Here is a 15170-nt window from a genome sequence, read left to right on the forward strand (position 1 = left end):
TCCAGTTCAGGCGGCGAGCACGCGGCCCTGGGGAAAGCGCAAGGTGGCAGCTGTGCCGCGGCGCGGTGCCGAGCGCAGGTCAATGCGGCCGCCATGCAAAGCCATCAGCGAGCGCACGATGGGCAGGCCGAGGCCCATGCCATCCTCTGGGCGGGCCACCATGGCATTGGCGCGGCCGAATGGCTCGAAGACATGGCGGCGTTCATCGGGCGAGATGCCGCGCCCGGTATCGCTCACCACGATGCTCAAGCCCTCCGGTCCTTTCAGGGCCGATACCACGATGGAGCCGCCGGACTCGGTATACTTGATCGCGTTGCTGAGCAGGTTAAGCAGCATCTGGCGCAGCAGCAAAGGATCGGCCTTCAGCGCCGCTGCCGGCATATCGCCAATGCCGATCTGCAATTGCCGCGCTGCGGCCTGGGCGCGGACCAGATCCACCGCCTCGTTTACCGCCCGCACCACATCGCAGTTTTCCTCGCGCAGCGGCATCGCCTGGGATTCCAGCCGGGCGATCTGCAGCACCTGGTTCACCAGCCCGAGCAGATGTTCGCCGCTGCGGTGAATGTCCTGGCCATAGCGTTTGTAGGTGTCGCTCAAGCTTCCCAGCATGCCGCCGGCGATGATTTCGGAAAACCCCAGAATGGCATTCAGCGGTGTGCGCAATTCGTGGCTCATGCGGGCCATGAAATGCCGCTTGGCCTCGTTCGCCGCCTCGGCCCGGTTCAGTGCCCAGCGCACCCGTGCGGCTTCTGCATCGCGCCGGCGCAGCAGGGCCAGGATCAGCATCAGGAAACCCAAAGTCAGCAGCGTGGCGATGCTGCCGAGCACCAGCGGCAATACAATCTGACGCTGCCATTTGGCCTTGAGGTCCTGGAGTTCAACGCCGACGAAGGCGGTGACCGGCAGTTTTTCCAGCATGGCGTAGCCGGCCAGCATCGGCGGTACGGACTTACTGTTGGTATATTCTATTACACCGCTCGTCCCCTTGGTCTGGCGCAGGTTTTCGAGGAAATCTTCTGGCATCCGGGCACCGATCAGGTTGCGTTCCTCATTGGCGGTGAACAGCACCAGGCCATCCTGCCGCGCGATGCCGAGATAGGTCGGTGCCGAGATCAGGAAATCACTGTAGGCGTCACGGAAATGCGCCACTGGCACGGCGGCCAGCAATACTTCGACGCCATGGCTATTGGCGGAGGTGCGCATGGTCAGGGTGATCACCGGGCGACCAGAGACGCGGCTGCTGCGCACCGCAGAGATGTGCAGGTAACCCGGCTGCGCACCGGTCATGGCGCGCATGTATTCGCGGTCGCTGACATCAATGGCGCTTTCGCGTGGATCGCCGAGCCGCCATAGTTTCTGATCTCTGCCGATCAGGCCAAGTTCGATCGGTTCGTCGTCGAAACCTTGCAGGCGTGCCATCAGGTTTTCGATGTCGGCCATTGTATTTGCGTCACGGCCCAGCATGTGGTCGATGCCGGCCAGCATCACCTGGGCATTTTCCAGCGTCTTTCGCAGATGCGCCTGCAGCGCCTTCTGGGCGCCGAACAACTCATTCTCAGCATCATGCCGGATCTGGTCGTAGGTGGCAGCCATGCGTTGCGCCGTAGTGATCCAGATGCTGGCAACCACCAGGGTAGTGAAGACGATGACCGCGGCACGGGGGGCCAGCCAGAGACGGCGCAGTTTCCGGATCATCGTCGTCCCCCAACGTCGCTACTGACTATGCAGCGATTGCTTCCACCGCTGATGCGCCGAGCAGGCGGTCCGGATCCAGGATCGATACCATCTGCTCGCCGCGCGTCGCCAGGGCGGCGAGGAAGGCATGATCGCTGCCGAGCCCTGTCTGCGGCACCGGCTGCAGATCGCCGGGCGCCAGCGACAGTATATCGGAAACCGTGTCAACCAGCAGGCCATAGGTACCGGCAGCGGCGGCAATCACGATCACCACATGGCTGGGCGTCGGCGGTGTTGCCGTGGCCCCCAGCCGCAAGCGCAGATCATAGATCGGCACGACTTCGCCGCGCAGGTTGATCACACCGCGCACATGCGCCGGGCAGTTGGGCAGCGGGTTCTCCGCTGTCCAGCCACGGATCTCGCGTACCGTCAGGATATCGAGCGCATAGCTCTCTGTGGCGACGGTGAAGGCCAGGAAGTCGCGCGGGGAGTCGCCGGTGAAACTGGCGAGCAGGGGGGCGGGGGCATTGGTCGCAAGAGCGTTCATGGTCGTTCTCCTCAGAACCGATTCTGCTCAGAACTCAGTCCACGCGGCATCGCCTTCGGCATCGGCCTTGACCGCCGTGTTGCCGGCAAGCTTCAGCGCCGGCTTCGCGGCGGGCTTGGTTGCGGTCCTGGTGCCTGCGGGCTTGCTGCCGGCAACCGGAGCCAGAACCGGCTTGCGGTCATTGGCGGCGGGACGGGCGGCCTGCGGCTTGGTGTCGACGCGGAAGAAGGCCACCAGGCCGGAAAGCTGCTCGGCCTGGGTGGCGAGCTGCTGTGCGGCGGCCGAGGTTTCTTCAACCAGGGCGCCATTGCGCTGGGTGGTTTCATCCATGCCGGCAACGGCGGTGTTGATCTGCTCCAGGCCCACGGCCTGTTCCTGGCTGGCGGCGGCGATTTCACCGACGATGTCAGCCACTTTCTTCACCGCGCCGACAATGTCTTCCAGGCTGGTGCCGGCCTGCTGCACCAGGCTGGCGCCCTGGCGCACCTGGCCGTTCGACTCGTTGATCAGCGACTTGATTTCCTTCGAGGCGCCGGCGGAACGCTGCGCCAGGCTGCGCACTTCCTGCGCCACCACCGCAAAACCCTTGCCGGCTTCGCCGGCGCGCGCCGCTTCCACGGAAGCGTTCAGTGCCAGCAGGTTGGTCTGGAAGGCAATTTCGTCGATCAGGGTCATGATTTCGGAAATCTTGCGGGCGCTGTCTTCGATGCGGCCCATCGCCTGCACCGCCTCGCCGACAATGCCGCCGCCCTTGTTCGCCGTTTCGCGCGCCGTGGTGGCGAGCTGGTTGGCGGCCTGGGCATTCTCGGCATTCTGCTTCACGGTTGCGGTGATCTCCTGCATCGAGGCGGCGGTTTCCTCGATATTTGCCGCCTGCGCCTCGGTGCGGCTGGCCAGATCCTGGCTGCCGGCGGAGATTTCGGCGGAGGCATCGCGCACCGCGTGGGAGGCCTGACCAAGCTGGCCGGCAAAGTCGCGCAGCGTCGAGGACATGCCGTTGACGCTCTGCTTCAGCTCACCGAACACGCCGGCATAGTCGCCGTTCACGGTGCGGCTCAGGTCGCCTTCGGCCATGGCGCCGGTGATGGTGGCCAGTTCACCGGTCATGGTCTGCAGCATCCCGGCCAGGCTGTTGAGCTGCTGGCTCATGGTGAGCAGGAAGCCATCCTTGCCGGCTTCGTCCAGGCGGCTGTTGAGGTCGCCGGCGGCAATGCGGTCGCAGAGCTGGCTGATCTCGGCGATGGCGGCCTTCTCGCGCGCCTCACGCTCGGCGCGGGACTGCTCGTCGCTCTTGCGCTGGGCTTCGATCTGCGCTTCCGCCTCGGCACGGGCTACCATGTTGTCCTTGAACACGCCGACGGCCTTGGCCATGGCGCCGATTTCATCGCGGCGCTCGGCGCCATTGATGCGGGTTTCCAGGTCGCCGGTGGCAAGCTGGCGCATCGCGGCGGTGATGCCGGTGATCGGGCGGGTGATGGTGGCAATCACGATGAACAACGCCAGCGCGAGCACGATAACCAGGCCGGCGATGCTGCCCCAGATCATTACCGGGCGCTGCTGGTTGTAGAACACGGTCAGCGCGTCATTCATGTCGCCTGCTGCCTTGGCGTTGCGGTCGCTCACCGTTACCAGGGTATTGAGGATATTCTGGCGCAGCTCGCGGTAATCCTCGCGATCCGCCTCGAGCTGGGCGGTGATGATGCTGTCCAGTTCGGCGACGCGGGCAATCTGCTGGCGGCTCTTGATGAAGGCGGCGATCGGCGCCTTCACCTGGTCGGTAAAGGCTTGGCGCGATTCCACCGGCACCTTATTTTCCCACAGCGCGATCAACTCCTCGGCTTCCTTGATATGCTGGCGCAGGTCGGCATTGGCGCTCTTCATTTCTTGCTGATTGCGCGCGGTGTAGACGCCGCGGGTGTCGCCGACGATGGCGGTGATCACCGCATTCATCTTGAGGCTGAGCATGGCGCGCTCGGAAACGCTCGACATGGCGTTCGACTGTTCTTCGTAGCGGTCGAGGCCATTCACGCCCATGGCGCCGACCCCGACAGTCAGGGCGACCAGCAGGCCGAGCACGATGAAAATACGGACACCGATGTTGAAACGGGACAATAGGCGCATAGCTACCCCCTGCCTGCCGGGCAGCCAGCAGGCCTCAATAGAGACTAGAGTGGAGAGCCGATGATGTGCTGGGCGGCGCCGGTAACATGCGAGGCCCTCATCGACGGTATATGCGCCCCCCTTCCCGCGGGAGACGGCCACTCGCCATGCGGGCGATCTGCCCGAGCAACGGTTGTGGACGGGGCGGAAAATGACCGAGCAAAGATCATCTCGCAATTGCAAACTCTGACGGGCAGTCATGCATCTGGTGCATGCCTAGGCAGAAGTTGCGCCTTACGCTAATACATCCGCCATGAACAGCCCAATGACCGGCCCAATGACCAGCTTCGTGATCGCAATCGATGGCCCCGTTGCCGCCGGCAAGGGCACCCTGGCACGGCTTCTGGCGGCTCGTTTCGGCTACGCCTATCTGGATACCGGTGCGCTTTACCGTGCCGTAGGCTCCAAGGTTCTGCGGCTTGGCGGCGATCCTGCGGATGCGGATTTTGCCACGAAAGCCGCAGAAAACCTTACTGCCGATGACCTGACCGCGCCTGACCTGCGGGCCGAGGCGGTGGGCCTCGCAGCGTCCAAGGTGGCGTCCATTCCCGGCGTGCGGGCCGCCCTGCTGGATTACCAGCGCCGCTATGCCGCCCACCCGCCGGGTGGTGAGAAGGGCGCTGTGCTGGATGGCCGTGATATCGGCACCGTGGTCTGCCCCGATGCACCGGTGAAGCTGTTCGTTACCGCCAGCGACGAGGTCCGTGCCGGCCGCCGGCACAAGGAATTGCTCGAGAAAGGCGGCAATATTGCCTTCGAGCAGGTGCTGGAGGACTTGCGCCGGCGCGATGCCCAGGACAGTTCCCGCGCCACCGCACCGCTTAAACCGGCGGTGGATGCCCACTTGCTCGATACCTCGTATTTGGCTATAGATGCCGCCGCCGAGGCGGCAGCTCAGATTGTCGCCCGGGTCCTGGGGCGCTGACGCCCGCCCCGGGCGATCCATCCAACCTCCCGCCGCTCTAGCGTCAGCGCCGGACCCGCCTGCATCCCCCGCGGCGCAGCCTCCAGGACCATATGTCCCCGGGGCCGCCGGCAGGCACCAGCCCACGGGGACCTCAGGAGACAATATGGCTAAACGTAGCGCCGCGGCGGCCGTTCAGGTCGAGCCGATGGAAGTCGAAAATTTTGCTGCCCTGCTCGATGAATCGTTCAGCACGTCCAATTCCATGGAAGGTTCCGTGGTCAAGGGCGTGGTGGTTTCGATCGAGAATGATTTCGCTCTGATCGATGTGGGCCTCAAGTGCGAAGGCCGCATCTCGATCAAGGAATTCGCCGGTCCCGGCCAGCAGGCCGAGATCAAGGTCGGTGACGTGGTCGAGGTCTACCTCGAGCGCATCGAAAACGCGATGGGCGAAGCGGTGATCAGCCGCGACAAGGCCCGCCGCGAAGAGGCTTGGGAAAAGCTGGAGCAGGCGTTCAACGCCAACCAGCGCGTGGAAGGCATCCTGTTCGGCAAGGTCAAGGGCGGTTTCACCGTCGACCTGTCCGGCGCGGTCGCCTTCCTGCCCGGCAGCCAGGTCGATGTGCGCCCGGTGCGCGATGTCGGCCCGCTCATGGGCCATCCGATGCAGTTCCAGATCCTCAAGATGGATCGCCGCCGCGGCAATATCGTGGTGTCGCGCCGCGCCGTGCTCGAAGAGAGCCGCGCCGAGGCCCGTTCGGAACTGGTGTCGAACCTCAAGGAAGGCCAGGTGCTCGACGGCGTGGTCAAGAACATCACCGATTACGGTGCGTTCGTTGATCTCGGCGGCGTCGACGGCCTGCTGCATGTCACCGACATCGCGTGGCGCCGCGTCAATCACCCGTCCGAGGTGCTGACCATCGGCCAGACCGTCAAGGTGCAGGTGATCCGCGTCAATCCGGAAACCCAGCGCATCTCGCTCGGCATGAAGCAGCTCGAGGCGGATCCGTGGGAGGGCGTGAAGTCCAAGTATCCGGTCACCGCGAAGTTCATCGGTCGCGTCACCAACATCACCGACTACGGCGCCTTCGTGGAGCTGGAGCCGGGCGTGGAAGGTCTGGTGCACGTGTCCGAAATGAGCTGGACCAAGAAGAACGTGCATCCGGGCAAGATCGTCTCCACCTCTCAGGAAGTGGAAGTGATGATCCTCGAGGTCGATCCGGCCAAGCGCCGCATCAGCCTGGGCCTGAAGCAGTGCCTCGCCAATCCTTGGGACGCCTTCGCCGACAAGCATCCGATCGGCTCGGTCATCGAGGGCGAGATCAAGAACATCACCGAATTCGGTCTGTTCATCGGTCTCGACGGCCAGGTCGACGGCATGGTGCATCTCTCCGACCTCGACTGGAACAAGGCGGGCGAAGAGGCCATCAAGGAGTACCAGAAGGGCCAGATCGTCAAGGCGCAGGTGCTGGACGTGGATACCGAGAAGGAGCGTATCTCCCTCGGCATCAAGCAGCTCGCCAACGATCCGTTCCAGTCGCTCGGCAGCCTGAAGAAGGGCGACGTCGTCACCTCCACGGTGGTGGCGGTGGATCCGCGCGGCATCACGGTCAGCGTCGGCGACGGCGTGCAGGGCTACATCCGCAAGGCCGAGCTGTCGCGTGACCGCGACGAGCAGCGCCCGGACCGCTTCTCGGTCGGCGACAAGCTGGACGCCAAGATCGTCACCATCGACGGCAAGGCGCGCAAGCTGAGCCTGTCGGTGAAGGCGCGCGAGATCGAGGAAGAGCGCGAAGCCATGGAGCAGTATGGCTCCGCGGATTCGGGCGCTTCGCTCGGCGACATCCTGGGCGCCGCCATGCGCAAGAAGAAGGACGAGGACGCCGCTTAAGTAAGCGGCTCCCTCAACCCTGTTTCACGAGAAACCCCGGCGGAGCGATCCGCCGGGGTTTTTCTTTATTTGGGATTGCCATTCCAATCGTCATGCGCGGACTTGATCCGCGCATCTCAGGCCAATTGGAAAAAGATGCCCGGCTCAAGGCCGGGCATGACGATATGGAGGCGGCAGAATGGGGGGCGGAAAGCGCCTAGCCCAGCGTAAACGCTTCATGCACGGCGCTCTGCACGCCGCCGCCCATCACCGCGCCGCCGCCGGCGACATGGATATAGTCGCCGATCGCCACGGCGCCGAGGCCATGGCGCGGCGTCGGCATTGGCGCATAGGCCTGCCAGCGGTCGGTGCTGAGGTCATAAGCCTCGTTCTGGCCGAACACGCGGTTGGTGCCTTCGCCGCCCATGATGAAAATCTGGTTCCGGTACAGCACGGCGCCATGGCCGGACCGCGCGGTGGGCAGCGGGTTGCGCATGCGCCAGCGGTCCTCCTTGGCATCATAGGTGTGGTGCAGGTTGGAATTGGTATGGAAGCTGTCGACGCGGCCACCGATCACATGCACCACGCCATTGGCGACAAGCGTGCCGGTATGGTCGCGGGCAGTGGGCAGCGGCGCGGCGCTCTCCCATTTGTTGGCCTTGGGGTCGTAGGCCCAATGCCAGTCGACCGATTTCTTGGTCTCGAAAGTATCGCCGATGGCACCACCGATGGCATGGATGCGGCCCGCCAGCGCGACGCAGGCAATCGCCGCGAAAGGCTGCGGTAGTGGTGCAATGCTGCGCCAGGCATTGTTCTCGAACACGAAGCAGAGATTGTCCGGCTTGCGGTTCTGCTCAACGAATCCGCCGATGGCATAGAGTTTGCCATCCAGCACCGCGACGCCGACATGGTTGGCGCCGCGCGGCAGCAGCGGCGCGTCGATCCAGCGGTCGGCGGCCTGGTCGTAGGCATGGTGATAGGGGCGGTCGACACGCTGTTCGCCATAGCCGCCGACAATATGCATCTTATTTTCGAGCACAGTGGCCCAGGCCATCTCACTGCGCGGCAGCGGCAGCGGCGCGCGTTCCACCCAGCGGCCCGGGTTGGCGGCTTTCGGTGCCGGGCTGTCGGTAACGCGCTGCTCCTGCGCCACCTCCGGCACCGGGATGCGGCCAGGCCGGTCCAGCCGCTCGAACATCGGGCCGTGGCCGGCATGCTGTGCCCAGGCGCGGCCGGCGAGGGCCGGCATGGCAAAGGCGGCGGCGCCGAGGCCGGCCAGCAGGTTCCTGCGCTTGATCATCATATCCTCCCGGAGAGTCGCGTCGGGGAAGGCTATGCGAGCCGCCGGATAGCTGGAAGGGGGATTCTATGCCTCAGCCCTTGGCAGCGCCGACGGGGTCGAAATATTGCTGGATCATCTTGGCGATCTGGCGGTCGTGGCAGACATATTTCACCGCGATCATGCCGTCCTGGGCGGCGCGCATCACTTCCGCCTCGGCCTCGAAGGCAATCTGGATTTTCGGATTCTTGATCCGCACCGTGAGGCGCAGCTTCTCGCCGGTGGCGAGCGTGGCGCTCACCGGGCCGAACAGCAGGCCCATCGCGCTCCAGTTCTTCAGCGGCACCTTCATGGTCTCGACGACGACATGATCCTCGGGGCCGCAGATGGTGCGTGGTGCGCGGCGCTGCTCGCCGGCCTTGATGGTGCCGATCAGGTGGTCGATCAGCTCGGTGAGCTTTTCGCGGCGGTGGTCGGGCAGGCCAGCAGTGCTCAGCTTGTCGCGAATCGCCCCGGCCATTTCCAGTTTCTCGGCCTGGCTGGTCGAGGGATCGGCGAAATCCTTCGCCAGATCACGGTGCTCGGCCATGTAGAGCACGAATTTCAGCAGGATGTCGCGTGCGCCTTCGCCGATGGTCTGTTCATACAGCATCAGCGCCTGCATCAGCTTCGGGCCGGCATAGATACCCTGGATCAGGCGGGCGAGATTTTCCCGCGTCACCAGCCGCTTCATGCGGGTTTCCATGCGGTCGGCAACACCGATTTCCACCGCCAGGGCCTGGTCGCGCGTCAGCGTCTCGTAGACCAGCCGGGTGGCACGGAATTCCTCGTTCGGCTCGTCGGAAAGGAAGGGGATCGAACTATCGAGCAGGCGGCGGATGAGCTGCAGCACGGCGTCGCGCAGGGCCGACATCGGCTGACCATGCATCAGCTTGGTCAGTTTTTCGGCCAGCTCGGTCACCGGTTCATCCGCCGGCAAGGCAAAGCGCTCGTCTAGCAGCGCGAGCAGCTGTGCGATGCGGTGCAGCGGGTTGCGCGCCTTGCCCATCAGTTCCGGCACGCCGGTACGCGCGAGCAGGATTTCCGCCAGCGCGGCATCCAGGATATGCAGCGCGGCGGCATCGGCGGCGGGCCGCTGCGGGTTGCCGATCAACAGGAAGCAGCGTTCCGCTTTCTCGATCCAGCCACGGGTGAAGGCCAGATGGCGGGTCAGGGCGGCGAAGGCGATGCGCTCGCCATAGAGCGGATCGCCCTGCGCCAGTTTCGAGAGGCCGGCGGCATCCACCGGCGGCGGCGGCAATCGTTTCTCGAATTGCTGCGTCTGGGTCACAGCGCCGTTGAGCAGGGCGGTGAGCTTGTTGACGCGGTCGCGCACGCCTTGCTTCAGCGCCTGGGCCTGCGCGATGGCGACGCGTTGTACCAGGGCGCCGAACAGCGTGTCGCTGTTCACCACCATGCGCGCCTGTTCGCTGGAGGACAGCAGCTCAAGCGCGGTGAGCTTGTTCTCCTCCAGGTAATCGGCGGCAGCCCGAGCCACGGCGGCGCGGCCACGCGGACTGTAGAGCTCTTCGGTATTCTCGCAGACGATCAGGGGCCCTTGCGAGGCGGGTGCGGCGGTAACATTCATGCCACCGTCTTAAGCCGAAACCGCCGCGCTGCCGAGTCCGAATTGTCAGTTATCTATGCAACTACTGCTTGATACGAGCGTTGCTTCAGGCGGCGCGCTCGGCCATCGGGGCTTCCCCGGCGACGAAGGCACGCACCCGTTCGATGTTGGCGGGATCGCTCAGGATGCGGCGGTGTCCCAGGCCTTCGAGGATTTCCAGCCGCGCGCCACGCCAGGCATCGGCATTGTCGCGGCTGTGCTGCAGCGGCACCACGCGGTCGGCCCGGTCATGCAGGAACAGCGCTGGCAGGTTCAGGCGGCGCAGCAGCGGCGGCAGGTGCAGCGCCTGCATCGGGCGGCCGGCCAGGCTTTCGATGGCGAGCCGCATGCGTTGGAAGCTGGCTTCGTTCAGGCCGATGAAGCCGGCAATGCCGCGCGCGAAATGTTCCGGGTGATTGGGCGAGGCGAGGATCACGGCGCGACGGGCCGTTACGCCGAGCTCGGCCATGGCGATCATGGCGGCGGTGCCGCCGAGCGAATGCGCCACGATGGCTTCCAACGGCCCGACCAGGCGGGCCACTGCTGCGACGGCTTCGGCAAGCTGCGGGATCGGTGCCAGCCTGCCATCGGAGCGGCCATGACCCGGCAGGTCCAGCGCCACGACGCGGAAGCCCGACCAGGTGAGGCGGTCGATCAGCGCCGTCATGCCGCGATGGTCATCCTCCCAGCCATGCACCACCAGCACGGTCGGTCCCTGACCCCAGCTCCAGGCGCGCAGATGGCCGCCCCGGAAATCGAGTTCGAAAGGCGTGGCGCCACCCTGGGGTTCAGGCAGATGGGCCGGCGCACGGCGCTGTGGCGTGAGGAAGATCCGCGCCGCTCGTCCGGCGGCATAACCGGGCGCAAGGGTGAAACCGAGGCGATAACCCAGCCGCAGGGCGGCGAGGCTCAAGTATTGCCGCACGTTCGTGCTTAATTTACGCAGCGGATTGGTCTTGGCCATGGGCTGGCTCCTTATTCTCAGGCGTTGTTCGGGGAGGCTTGGGCGTACTGGAATGCAGCCAGCGGCGCAGCGCCATGACGTGCCATGAGCTGGGAAAAAGCGGTTTCGGCATGGCGCCGCCAAGCGGCATCGTGCAGCAGGCGGGCATGCTGCTGCGCTTCCAGGATCAGGCCGTAAAGCTGGAAGGCGATCAGGCCGGGATCGCCGGCATTGTCGAGATGGCCCTGGCGCATCGCGCGGCGGACGAATTCCTCCAGCGTGCCAACCCATTGCGCGTGGCTGTCGCGCAGCCGGTCCTGCAGCGGGCCGGGCAGGTCGTCCCATTCGCGCATCGCCGGAATCAGCGGGCAGCCGCCGGGCAGGCCATCGGCGGTCTCGACCCAATCAAGCCAGTAGCGAAAGATGGCAACTAGGCGCGGCAGGCCGCGCGGCGCCTGCAGGCTCGGGGTGAACACGGCGGTGGTGAAACGCGCCATCGCCGCTTCCAGCACGGCCATCTGCAGGCCCTGCTTGTTGCCGAACGGCAGCACCACGCCGGGTTTGCTTAACCCCAGCAGGCCGGCCAGACGGCCGAGCGACAGACCGCGCAGGCCTTCCAGGCTGGCTTCGATCAGCGCAGCATTCAAGATGCGGTCGCGGGTGGTGAGGATGGCAACGGACATGATCTCAATTTAACGAACGGTCGTAAAGCTGACAAGAAAAATCCCAGTATAGGGAAAAAATTAATAGAAAATAATGAGTTAGCCGAGTTTAACGGCGGTCCCGTTGGCCGTCACCATCAGCAGGGTACGGTCGTTGCCGCTGATCGCCTCGTAATCCAGGTCGATGCCGACCACGGCATCGGCGCCAAGTTTCTTGGCCTTCTCGGCCAGATCCTGCAGCGCCTCCTGCTTGGCGTCACCGAGCACGCCCTCATAGCTCTTGGTGCGGCCGCCGACGATGTCGCGCACGCCGGCGAAGAAATCCTTGAACAGGTTGGTGCCCATCACGGTCTCGCCCGAGACGACGCCGAGATAGGCGGTGATGCGCTTGCCTTCGACGCTGTCGGTAGTGGTCAGGATCATGGCGGGTTCCTCCTCGATGCTGACAGCAAGACTAGCATCGCCTGCCTTGATTTCGCCATCCCCGGGCTTTAAAGCCAAGGCCATGAACGCTGAACGCACGACCCGCCGCGCGCTGCTTGGCGCCGCCTGCCTTACCGGCCTTGCCGCCCTGCTGCCGCGCGCCGTCCTGGCGCAGGGCGCCAAGTTCTCGGATGCGGAAAAGGCGGAATTGGCGCGGCTTGCAGCGTATTTCAACGGCATCCGCAGCCTGATGGGCCGCTTCCTGCAGATCGGCCCCGATGGCAGTGCCAGCGAGGGCCTGATCGCCATGCAGCGACCGGGCCGCTTCCGCTTCGAATACGATCCGCCGGCGCCGTTGCTGATCGTGTCGGATGGCAGTTACATCACCATGGAAGACCGTCAGCTCAAGTCGGTCGACCGACTGCCGCTCGGCACCACGCCGCTCGACATCCTGGTCCGCGACCAGGTCAGCTTCGATGACCCCAAGCTGGCGGTAACGCGGCTGGAGCGCGGCGCTGCCGCCCTGCGGGTGACGCTTGCGGAAGCCGGCAAGCAGGGCGATGGCAGCCTGGTGCTGGCCTTCGCCGACAAGCCGCTCGGCTTCACCGGCTGGACGGTGCTCGATGCCCAGGGCAACACCACCACGGTTTCGCTCTCCAGCCTGGACCTCAATCCGACCCTGCCGGAGAGCCTTTTCCGCTATGGCATGCGGCCGGCCCAGCTCCGCGAATTGCAGCGCCGCCGGTAAACTTTTTTCGACAACGACGTTACATTTTGCAATACCTCCGCCCGGGCCCCGGGCCCCGGGCCGCGCCCCGGCAGGGGTGGGACCATTCCTGGAACTTTCGTCTAAAACCCGGATTCGCAAGGCCCGGCAGAGGTTGCGGCGGCAGCGGAGGCTGCTATAACCTCGCTCGCACTTCGAACCGAGAACAGCCGGGGTTCCAGAGCTTTTGCAGGGTTCCCCCCAAACCGAAGGTCCGCATGAATATCCATGAATACCAGGCCAAGAGCCTGCTCGCCAAATACGGTGTCGCGGTGCCCCGCGGCGGCGTCGCGTTCACCCCGGAAGAAGCCGCCAACGTGGCGCGCGAACTCGGTGGTCCGGTTTGGGTCGTGAAGGCCCAGATTCATGCCGGCGGCCGTGGCAAGGGCGGCGGCGTCAAGGTGGTGAAGTCGATCGATGCCGTCACCGATACCGCCAAGGCGATGCTGGGCATGACCCTGGTGACGCACCAGACCGGCCCCGAGGGCAAGCTGGTGAAGCGTCTCTACGTGGAAGAAGGCTGCGACATCAAGCGTGAGCTGTATCTCAGCCTGCTGATCGACCGCGCCACCTCGCGCATCACCGTGATGGCCTCCACCGAAGGCGGCATGGACATCGAGGAAGTGGCCGCCAAGCATCCGAAGAAGATCTTCAAGCTGGCGATCGACCCGGTGACCGGCCTGCAGCCCTTCCACGCCCGCAAGATCGCCTTCGCGCTGAAGCTGAAGGACAAGCAGGTCGGCTCGGCGGTTAAGTTCCTGCAGGCGATGTACCAGGCCTTCGTCGGCCTCGATGCTTCCATCGTCGAGATCAACCCGCTGGTGGTGACCGGTGCCGGCGACCTGATCGCGCTCGATGCCAAGATGAACTTCGACGACAACGCGCTGTTCCGCCACAAGGACGTGGCCGAGATGCGCGACCCGGACGAGGAAGACCCGTCCGAGCTCGAAGCCGCCAAATATGAACTGAACTACGTCAAGCTCGACGGCAAGATCGGCTGCATGGTCAATGGCGCCGGCCTTGCCATGGCGACCATGGACATCATCAAGCTCTACGGCTCCGAGCCGGCGAACTTCCTCGATGTCGGTGGCGGCGCCACCAAGGAGCGCGTCACTGCGGCCTTCAAGATCATTCTCAAGGACCCGAACGTGAAGGGCATCCTGGTGAATATCTTCGGCGGCATCATGCGTTGCGACGTGATCGCCGAAGGCGTGATCGCGGCTGCCCGCGAAGTGAAGCTGAGTGTGCCGCTTGTCGTTCGCCTCGAGGGCACTAACGTTGAGCTTGGCAAGAAGATCATGGCCGAGTCCGGCCTGCCGATCATTTCCGGCGACAATCTCGCCGATGCCGCCGCCAAGGTGGTCAAGGCCGTGAAGGAGGCCGCGTAATGGCTGTTCTCGTCAACAAGGACACCAAGGTCATCTGCCAGGGCATCACCGGCAGCCAGGGTACTTTCCACACCGAGCAGGCGATTGCCTACGGCACCAAGATGGTCGGCGGCGTCACCCCGGGCAAGGGCGGCAGCCAGCATATCGGCCTGCCGGTGTTCGACACCGTGGCCGACGCGGTGAAGAAGACCAAGGCCACCGCCAGCGTCATCTACGTGCCGCCGCCGTTCGCGGCTGACTCGATCCTGGAAGCCATCGACGCCCAGCTCAAGCTGGTGGTCTGCATCACCGAGGGCATCCCGGTGATCGACATGGTGCGCGTGAAGCGCGCCCTGCAGGGCTCCAAGACCCGCCTGATCGGCCCGAACTGCCCGGGCATCATCACGCCGGGCGAATGCAAGATCGGCATCATGCCGGGTCACATCCATCGCCGCGGCAAGGTCGGCATCGTGTCGCGTTCCGGCACCCTGACCTATGAAGCGGTGGCGCAGACCACGGCGGCCGGCCTGGGCCAGACCACCTGCATCGGCATCGGTGGCGATCCGGTGAACGGCACCAACTTCATCGACTGCCTCGACATGTTCCTCAAGGACCCCGAGACCGAAGCCATCATCATGATTGGCGAGATCGGCGGTTCGGCCGAGGAAGAGGCCGCCGAGTTCCTGCGCAAGAACAAGGTGAAGAAGCCGACCGTCGGCTTCATCGCCGGCCGCACGGCGCCTCCGGGCCGCCGCATGGGCCATGCCGGCGCCATCATTTCCGGTGGCAAGGGCGACGCCAATACCAAGCTTGAGGCCATGCGTTCGGCGGGCATCCGTGTTTCGGAAAGCCCGGCGGCGCTTGGCACCACCCTGGTCGATCTGTTGAACGGGAAGTAACGGCAACACACTGCAGAGGGCGGCGCCGGCC

Annotated in this window: 13 protein-coding genes; 5 read left to right on the top strand and 8 right to left on the bottom strand. The window is 64.9% G+C overall.

The window, feature by feature from the left end:
• Positions 1-6 precede the first annotated feature (6 nt).
• From V6B08_RS07190 to V6B08_RS07200, 3 genes are read right to left on the bottom strand one after another with little or no spacing between them, the layout of a single operon-like run.
• Positions 7-1695 carry a sensor histidine kinase gene (locus V6B08_RS07190; protein WP_341979124.1) on the bottom strand — a complete coding sequence of 563 codons (1689 nt, stop codon included), beginning with the start codon at positions 1693-1695 and terminating at the stop codon, positions 7-9.
• Between the two features lie 25 nt (positions 1696-1720).
• Positions 1721-2221 carry a chemotaxis protein CheW gene (locus V6B08_RS07195; RefSeq protein WP_341979125.1) on the bottom strand — a complete coding sequence of 167 codons (501 nt, stop codon included), beginning with the start codon at positions 2219-2221 and terminating at the stop codon, positions 1721-1723.
• A 27-nt stretch (positions 2222-2248) separates the two neighbouring features.
• Positions 2249-4342, bottom strand: a complete 2094-nt coding sequence (locus V6B08_RS07200) for a methyl-accepting chemotaxis protein (RefSeq protein ID WP_341979127.1) — start codon at positions 4340-4342, stop codon at positions 2249-2251.
• Between the two features lie 304 nt (positions 4343-4646).
• Between V6B08_RS07200 and cmk the strand changes: the two genes are divergently transcribed.
• Together cmk and rpsA are read left to right on the top strand one after the other, a co-directional pair.
• Entirely contained in the window at positions 4647-5306 is a 660-nt protein-coding gene (gene cmk / locus V6B08_RS07205; RefSeq protein ID WP_341979129.1) for a (d)CMP kinase, read from the top strand.
• A 145-nt stretch (positions 5307-5451) separates the two neighbouring features.
• On the top strand, positions 5452-7176 hold the full coding sequence (rpsA, locus tag V6B08_RS07210) for a 30S ribosomal protein S1 (protein WP_341979131.1): 1725 nt from the start codon (positions 5452-5454) through the stop codon (positions 7174-7176).
• A gap of 196 nt (positions 7177-7372) precedes the next feature.
• Here rpsA and V6B08_RS07215 read toward each other — a convergent pair whose 3' ends face one another.
• From V6B08_RS07215 to V6B08_RS07235, 5 genes are all read right to left on the bottom strand, one after another.
• Positions 7373-8455 carry a Kelch repeat-containing protein gene (locus tag V6B08_RS07215; RefSeq protein ID WP_341979133.1) on the bottom strand — a complete coding sequence of 361 codons (1083 nt, stop codon included), beginning with the start codon at positions 8453-8455 and terminating at the stop codon, positions 7373-7375.
• Between the two features lie 73 nt (positions 8456-8528).
• Complete coding sequence (locus tag V6B08_RS07220; RefSeq protein ID WP_341979134.1) at positions 8529-10061, bottom strand: hypothetical protein; 1533 nt, start codon at positions 10059-10061, stop codon at positions 8529-8531.
• An 85-nt stretch (positions 10062-10146) separates the two neighbouring features.
• Positions 10147-11043 carry an alpha/beta fold hydrolase gene (locus tag V6B08_RS07225; protein WP_341979135.1) on the bottom strand — a complete coding sequence of 299 codons (897 nt, stop codon included), beginning with the start codon at positions 11041-11043 and terminating at the stop codon, positions 10147-10149.
• 17 nt (positions 11044-11060) lie between these two features.
• On the bottom strand, positions 11061-11705 hold the full coding sequence (locus tag V6B08_RS07230; RefSeq protein ID WP_341979137.1) for a TetR/AcrR family transcriptional regulator: 645 nt from the start codon (positions 11703-11705) through the stop codon (positions 11061-11063).
• A 78-nt stretch (positions 11706-11783) separates the two neighbouring features.
• Positions 11784-12107 (bottom strand): YbjQ family protein, encoded by a 324-nt coding sequence (locus V6B08_RS07235; protein ID WP_341979139.1) that lies wholly within the window; start codon positions 12105-12107, stop codon positions 11784-11786.
• A gap of 82 nt (positions 12108-12189) precedes the next feature.
• On the opposite strand from V6B08_RS07235, the gene V6B08_RS07240 reads away from it, so the two are divergent.
• The 3 genes from V6B08_RS07240 (at position 12190) to sucD (ending at position 15139) form a co-directional block, all read left to right on the top strand.
• Complete coding sequence (locus V6B08_RS07240; RefSeq protein ID WP_341979141.1) at positions 12190-12855, top strand: LolA family protein; 666 nt, start codon at positions 12190-12192, stop codon at positions 12853-12855.
• 236 nt (positions 12856-13091) lie between these two features.
• Positions 13092-14261 (top strand): ADP-forming succinate--CoA ligase subunit beta, encoded by a 1170-nt coding sequence (gene sucC / locus V6B08_RS07245; protein WP_341979143.1) that lies wholly within the window; start codon positions 13092-13094, stop codon positions 14259-14261.
• Entirely contained in the window at positions 14261-15139 is an 879-nt protein-coding gene (sucD, locus tag V6B08_RS07250) for a succinate--CoA ligase subunit alpha (protein WP_341979145.1), read from the top strand. Before sucC ends, sucD begins: the two co-directional genes overlap by 1 nt.
• Positions 15140-15170: the final 31 nt, after the last annotated feature.

Source organism: Ferrovibrio sp. MS7 (assembly GCF_038404985.1).
Classification (GTDB): domain Bacteria; phylum Pseudomonadota; class Alphaproteobacteria; order Ferrovibrionales; family Ferrovibrionaceae; genus Ferrovibrio; species Ferrovibrio plantarum.

What these genes read in the sequence shown, in the direction of transcription:
- V6B08_RS07190 (WP_341979124.1), bottom strand. Translation starts at nt 1,695, where the DNA reads ATGATCCGGAAACTGCGCCGTCTCTGGCTGGCCCCCCGTGCCGCGGTC.
- V6B08_RS07195 (WP_341979125.1), bottom strand. Translation starts at nt 2,221, where the DNA reads ATGAACGCTCTTGCGACCAATGCCCCCGCCCCCCTGCTCGCCAGTTTC.
- V6B08_RS07200 (WP_341979127.1), bottom strand. Translation starts at nt 4,342, where the DNA reads ATGCGCCTATTGTCCCGTTTCAACATCGGTGTCCGTATTTTCATCGTG.
- cmk (WP_341979129.1), top strand. Translation starts at nt 4,647, where the DNA reads ATGACCGGCCCAATGACCAGCTTCGTGATCGCAATCGATGGCCCCGTT.
- rpsA (WP_341979131.1), top strand. Translation starts at nt 5,452, where the DNA reads ATGGCTAAACGTAGCGCCGCGGCGGCCGTTCAGGTCGAGCCGATGGAA.
- V6B08_RS07215 (WP_341979133.1), bottom strand. Translation starts at nt 8,455, where the DNA reads ATGATCAAGCGCAGGAACCTGCTGGCCGGCCTCGGCGCCGCCGCCTTT.
- V6B08_RS07220 (WP_341979134.1), bottom strand. Translation starts at nt 10,061, where the DNA reads ATGAATGTTACCGCCGCACCCGCCTCGCAAGGGCCCCTGATCGTCTGC.
- V6B08_RS07225 (WP_341979135.1), bottom strand. Translation starts at nt 11,043, where the DNA reads ATGGCCAAGACCAATCCGCTGCGTAAATTAAGCACGAACGTGCGGCAA.
- V6B08_RS07230 (WP_341979137.1), bottom strand. Translation starts at nt 11,705, where the DNA reads ATGTCCGTTGCCATCCTCACCACCCGCGACCGCATCTTGAATGCTGCG.
- V6B08_RS07235 (WP_341979139.1), bottom strand. Translation starts at nt 12,107, where the DNA reads ATGATCCTGACCACTACCGACAGCGTCGAAGGCAAGCGCATCACCGCC.
- V6B08_RS07240 (WP_341979141.1), top strand. Translation starts at nt 12,190, where the DNA reads ATGAACGCTGAACGCACGACCCGCCGCGCGCTGCTTGGCGCCGCCTGC.
- sucC (WP_341979143.1), top strand. Translation starts at nt 13,092, where the DNA reads ATGAATATCCATGAATACCAGGCCAAGAGCCTGCTCGCCAAATACGGT.
- sucD (WP_341979145.1), top strand. Translation starts at nt 14,261, where the DNA reads ATGGCTGTTCTCGTCAACAAGGACACCAAGGTCATCTGCCAGGGCATC.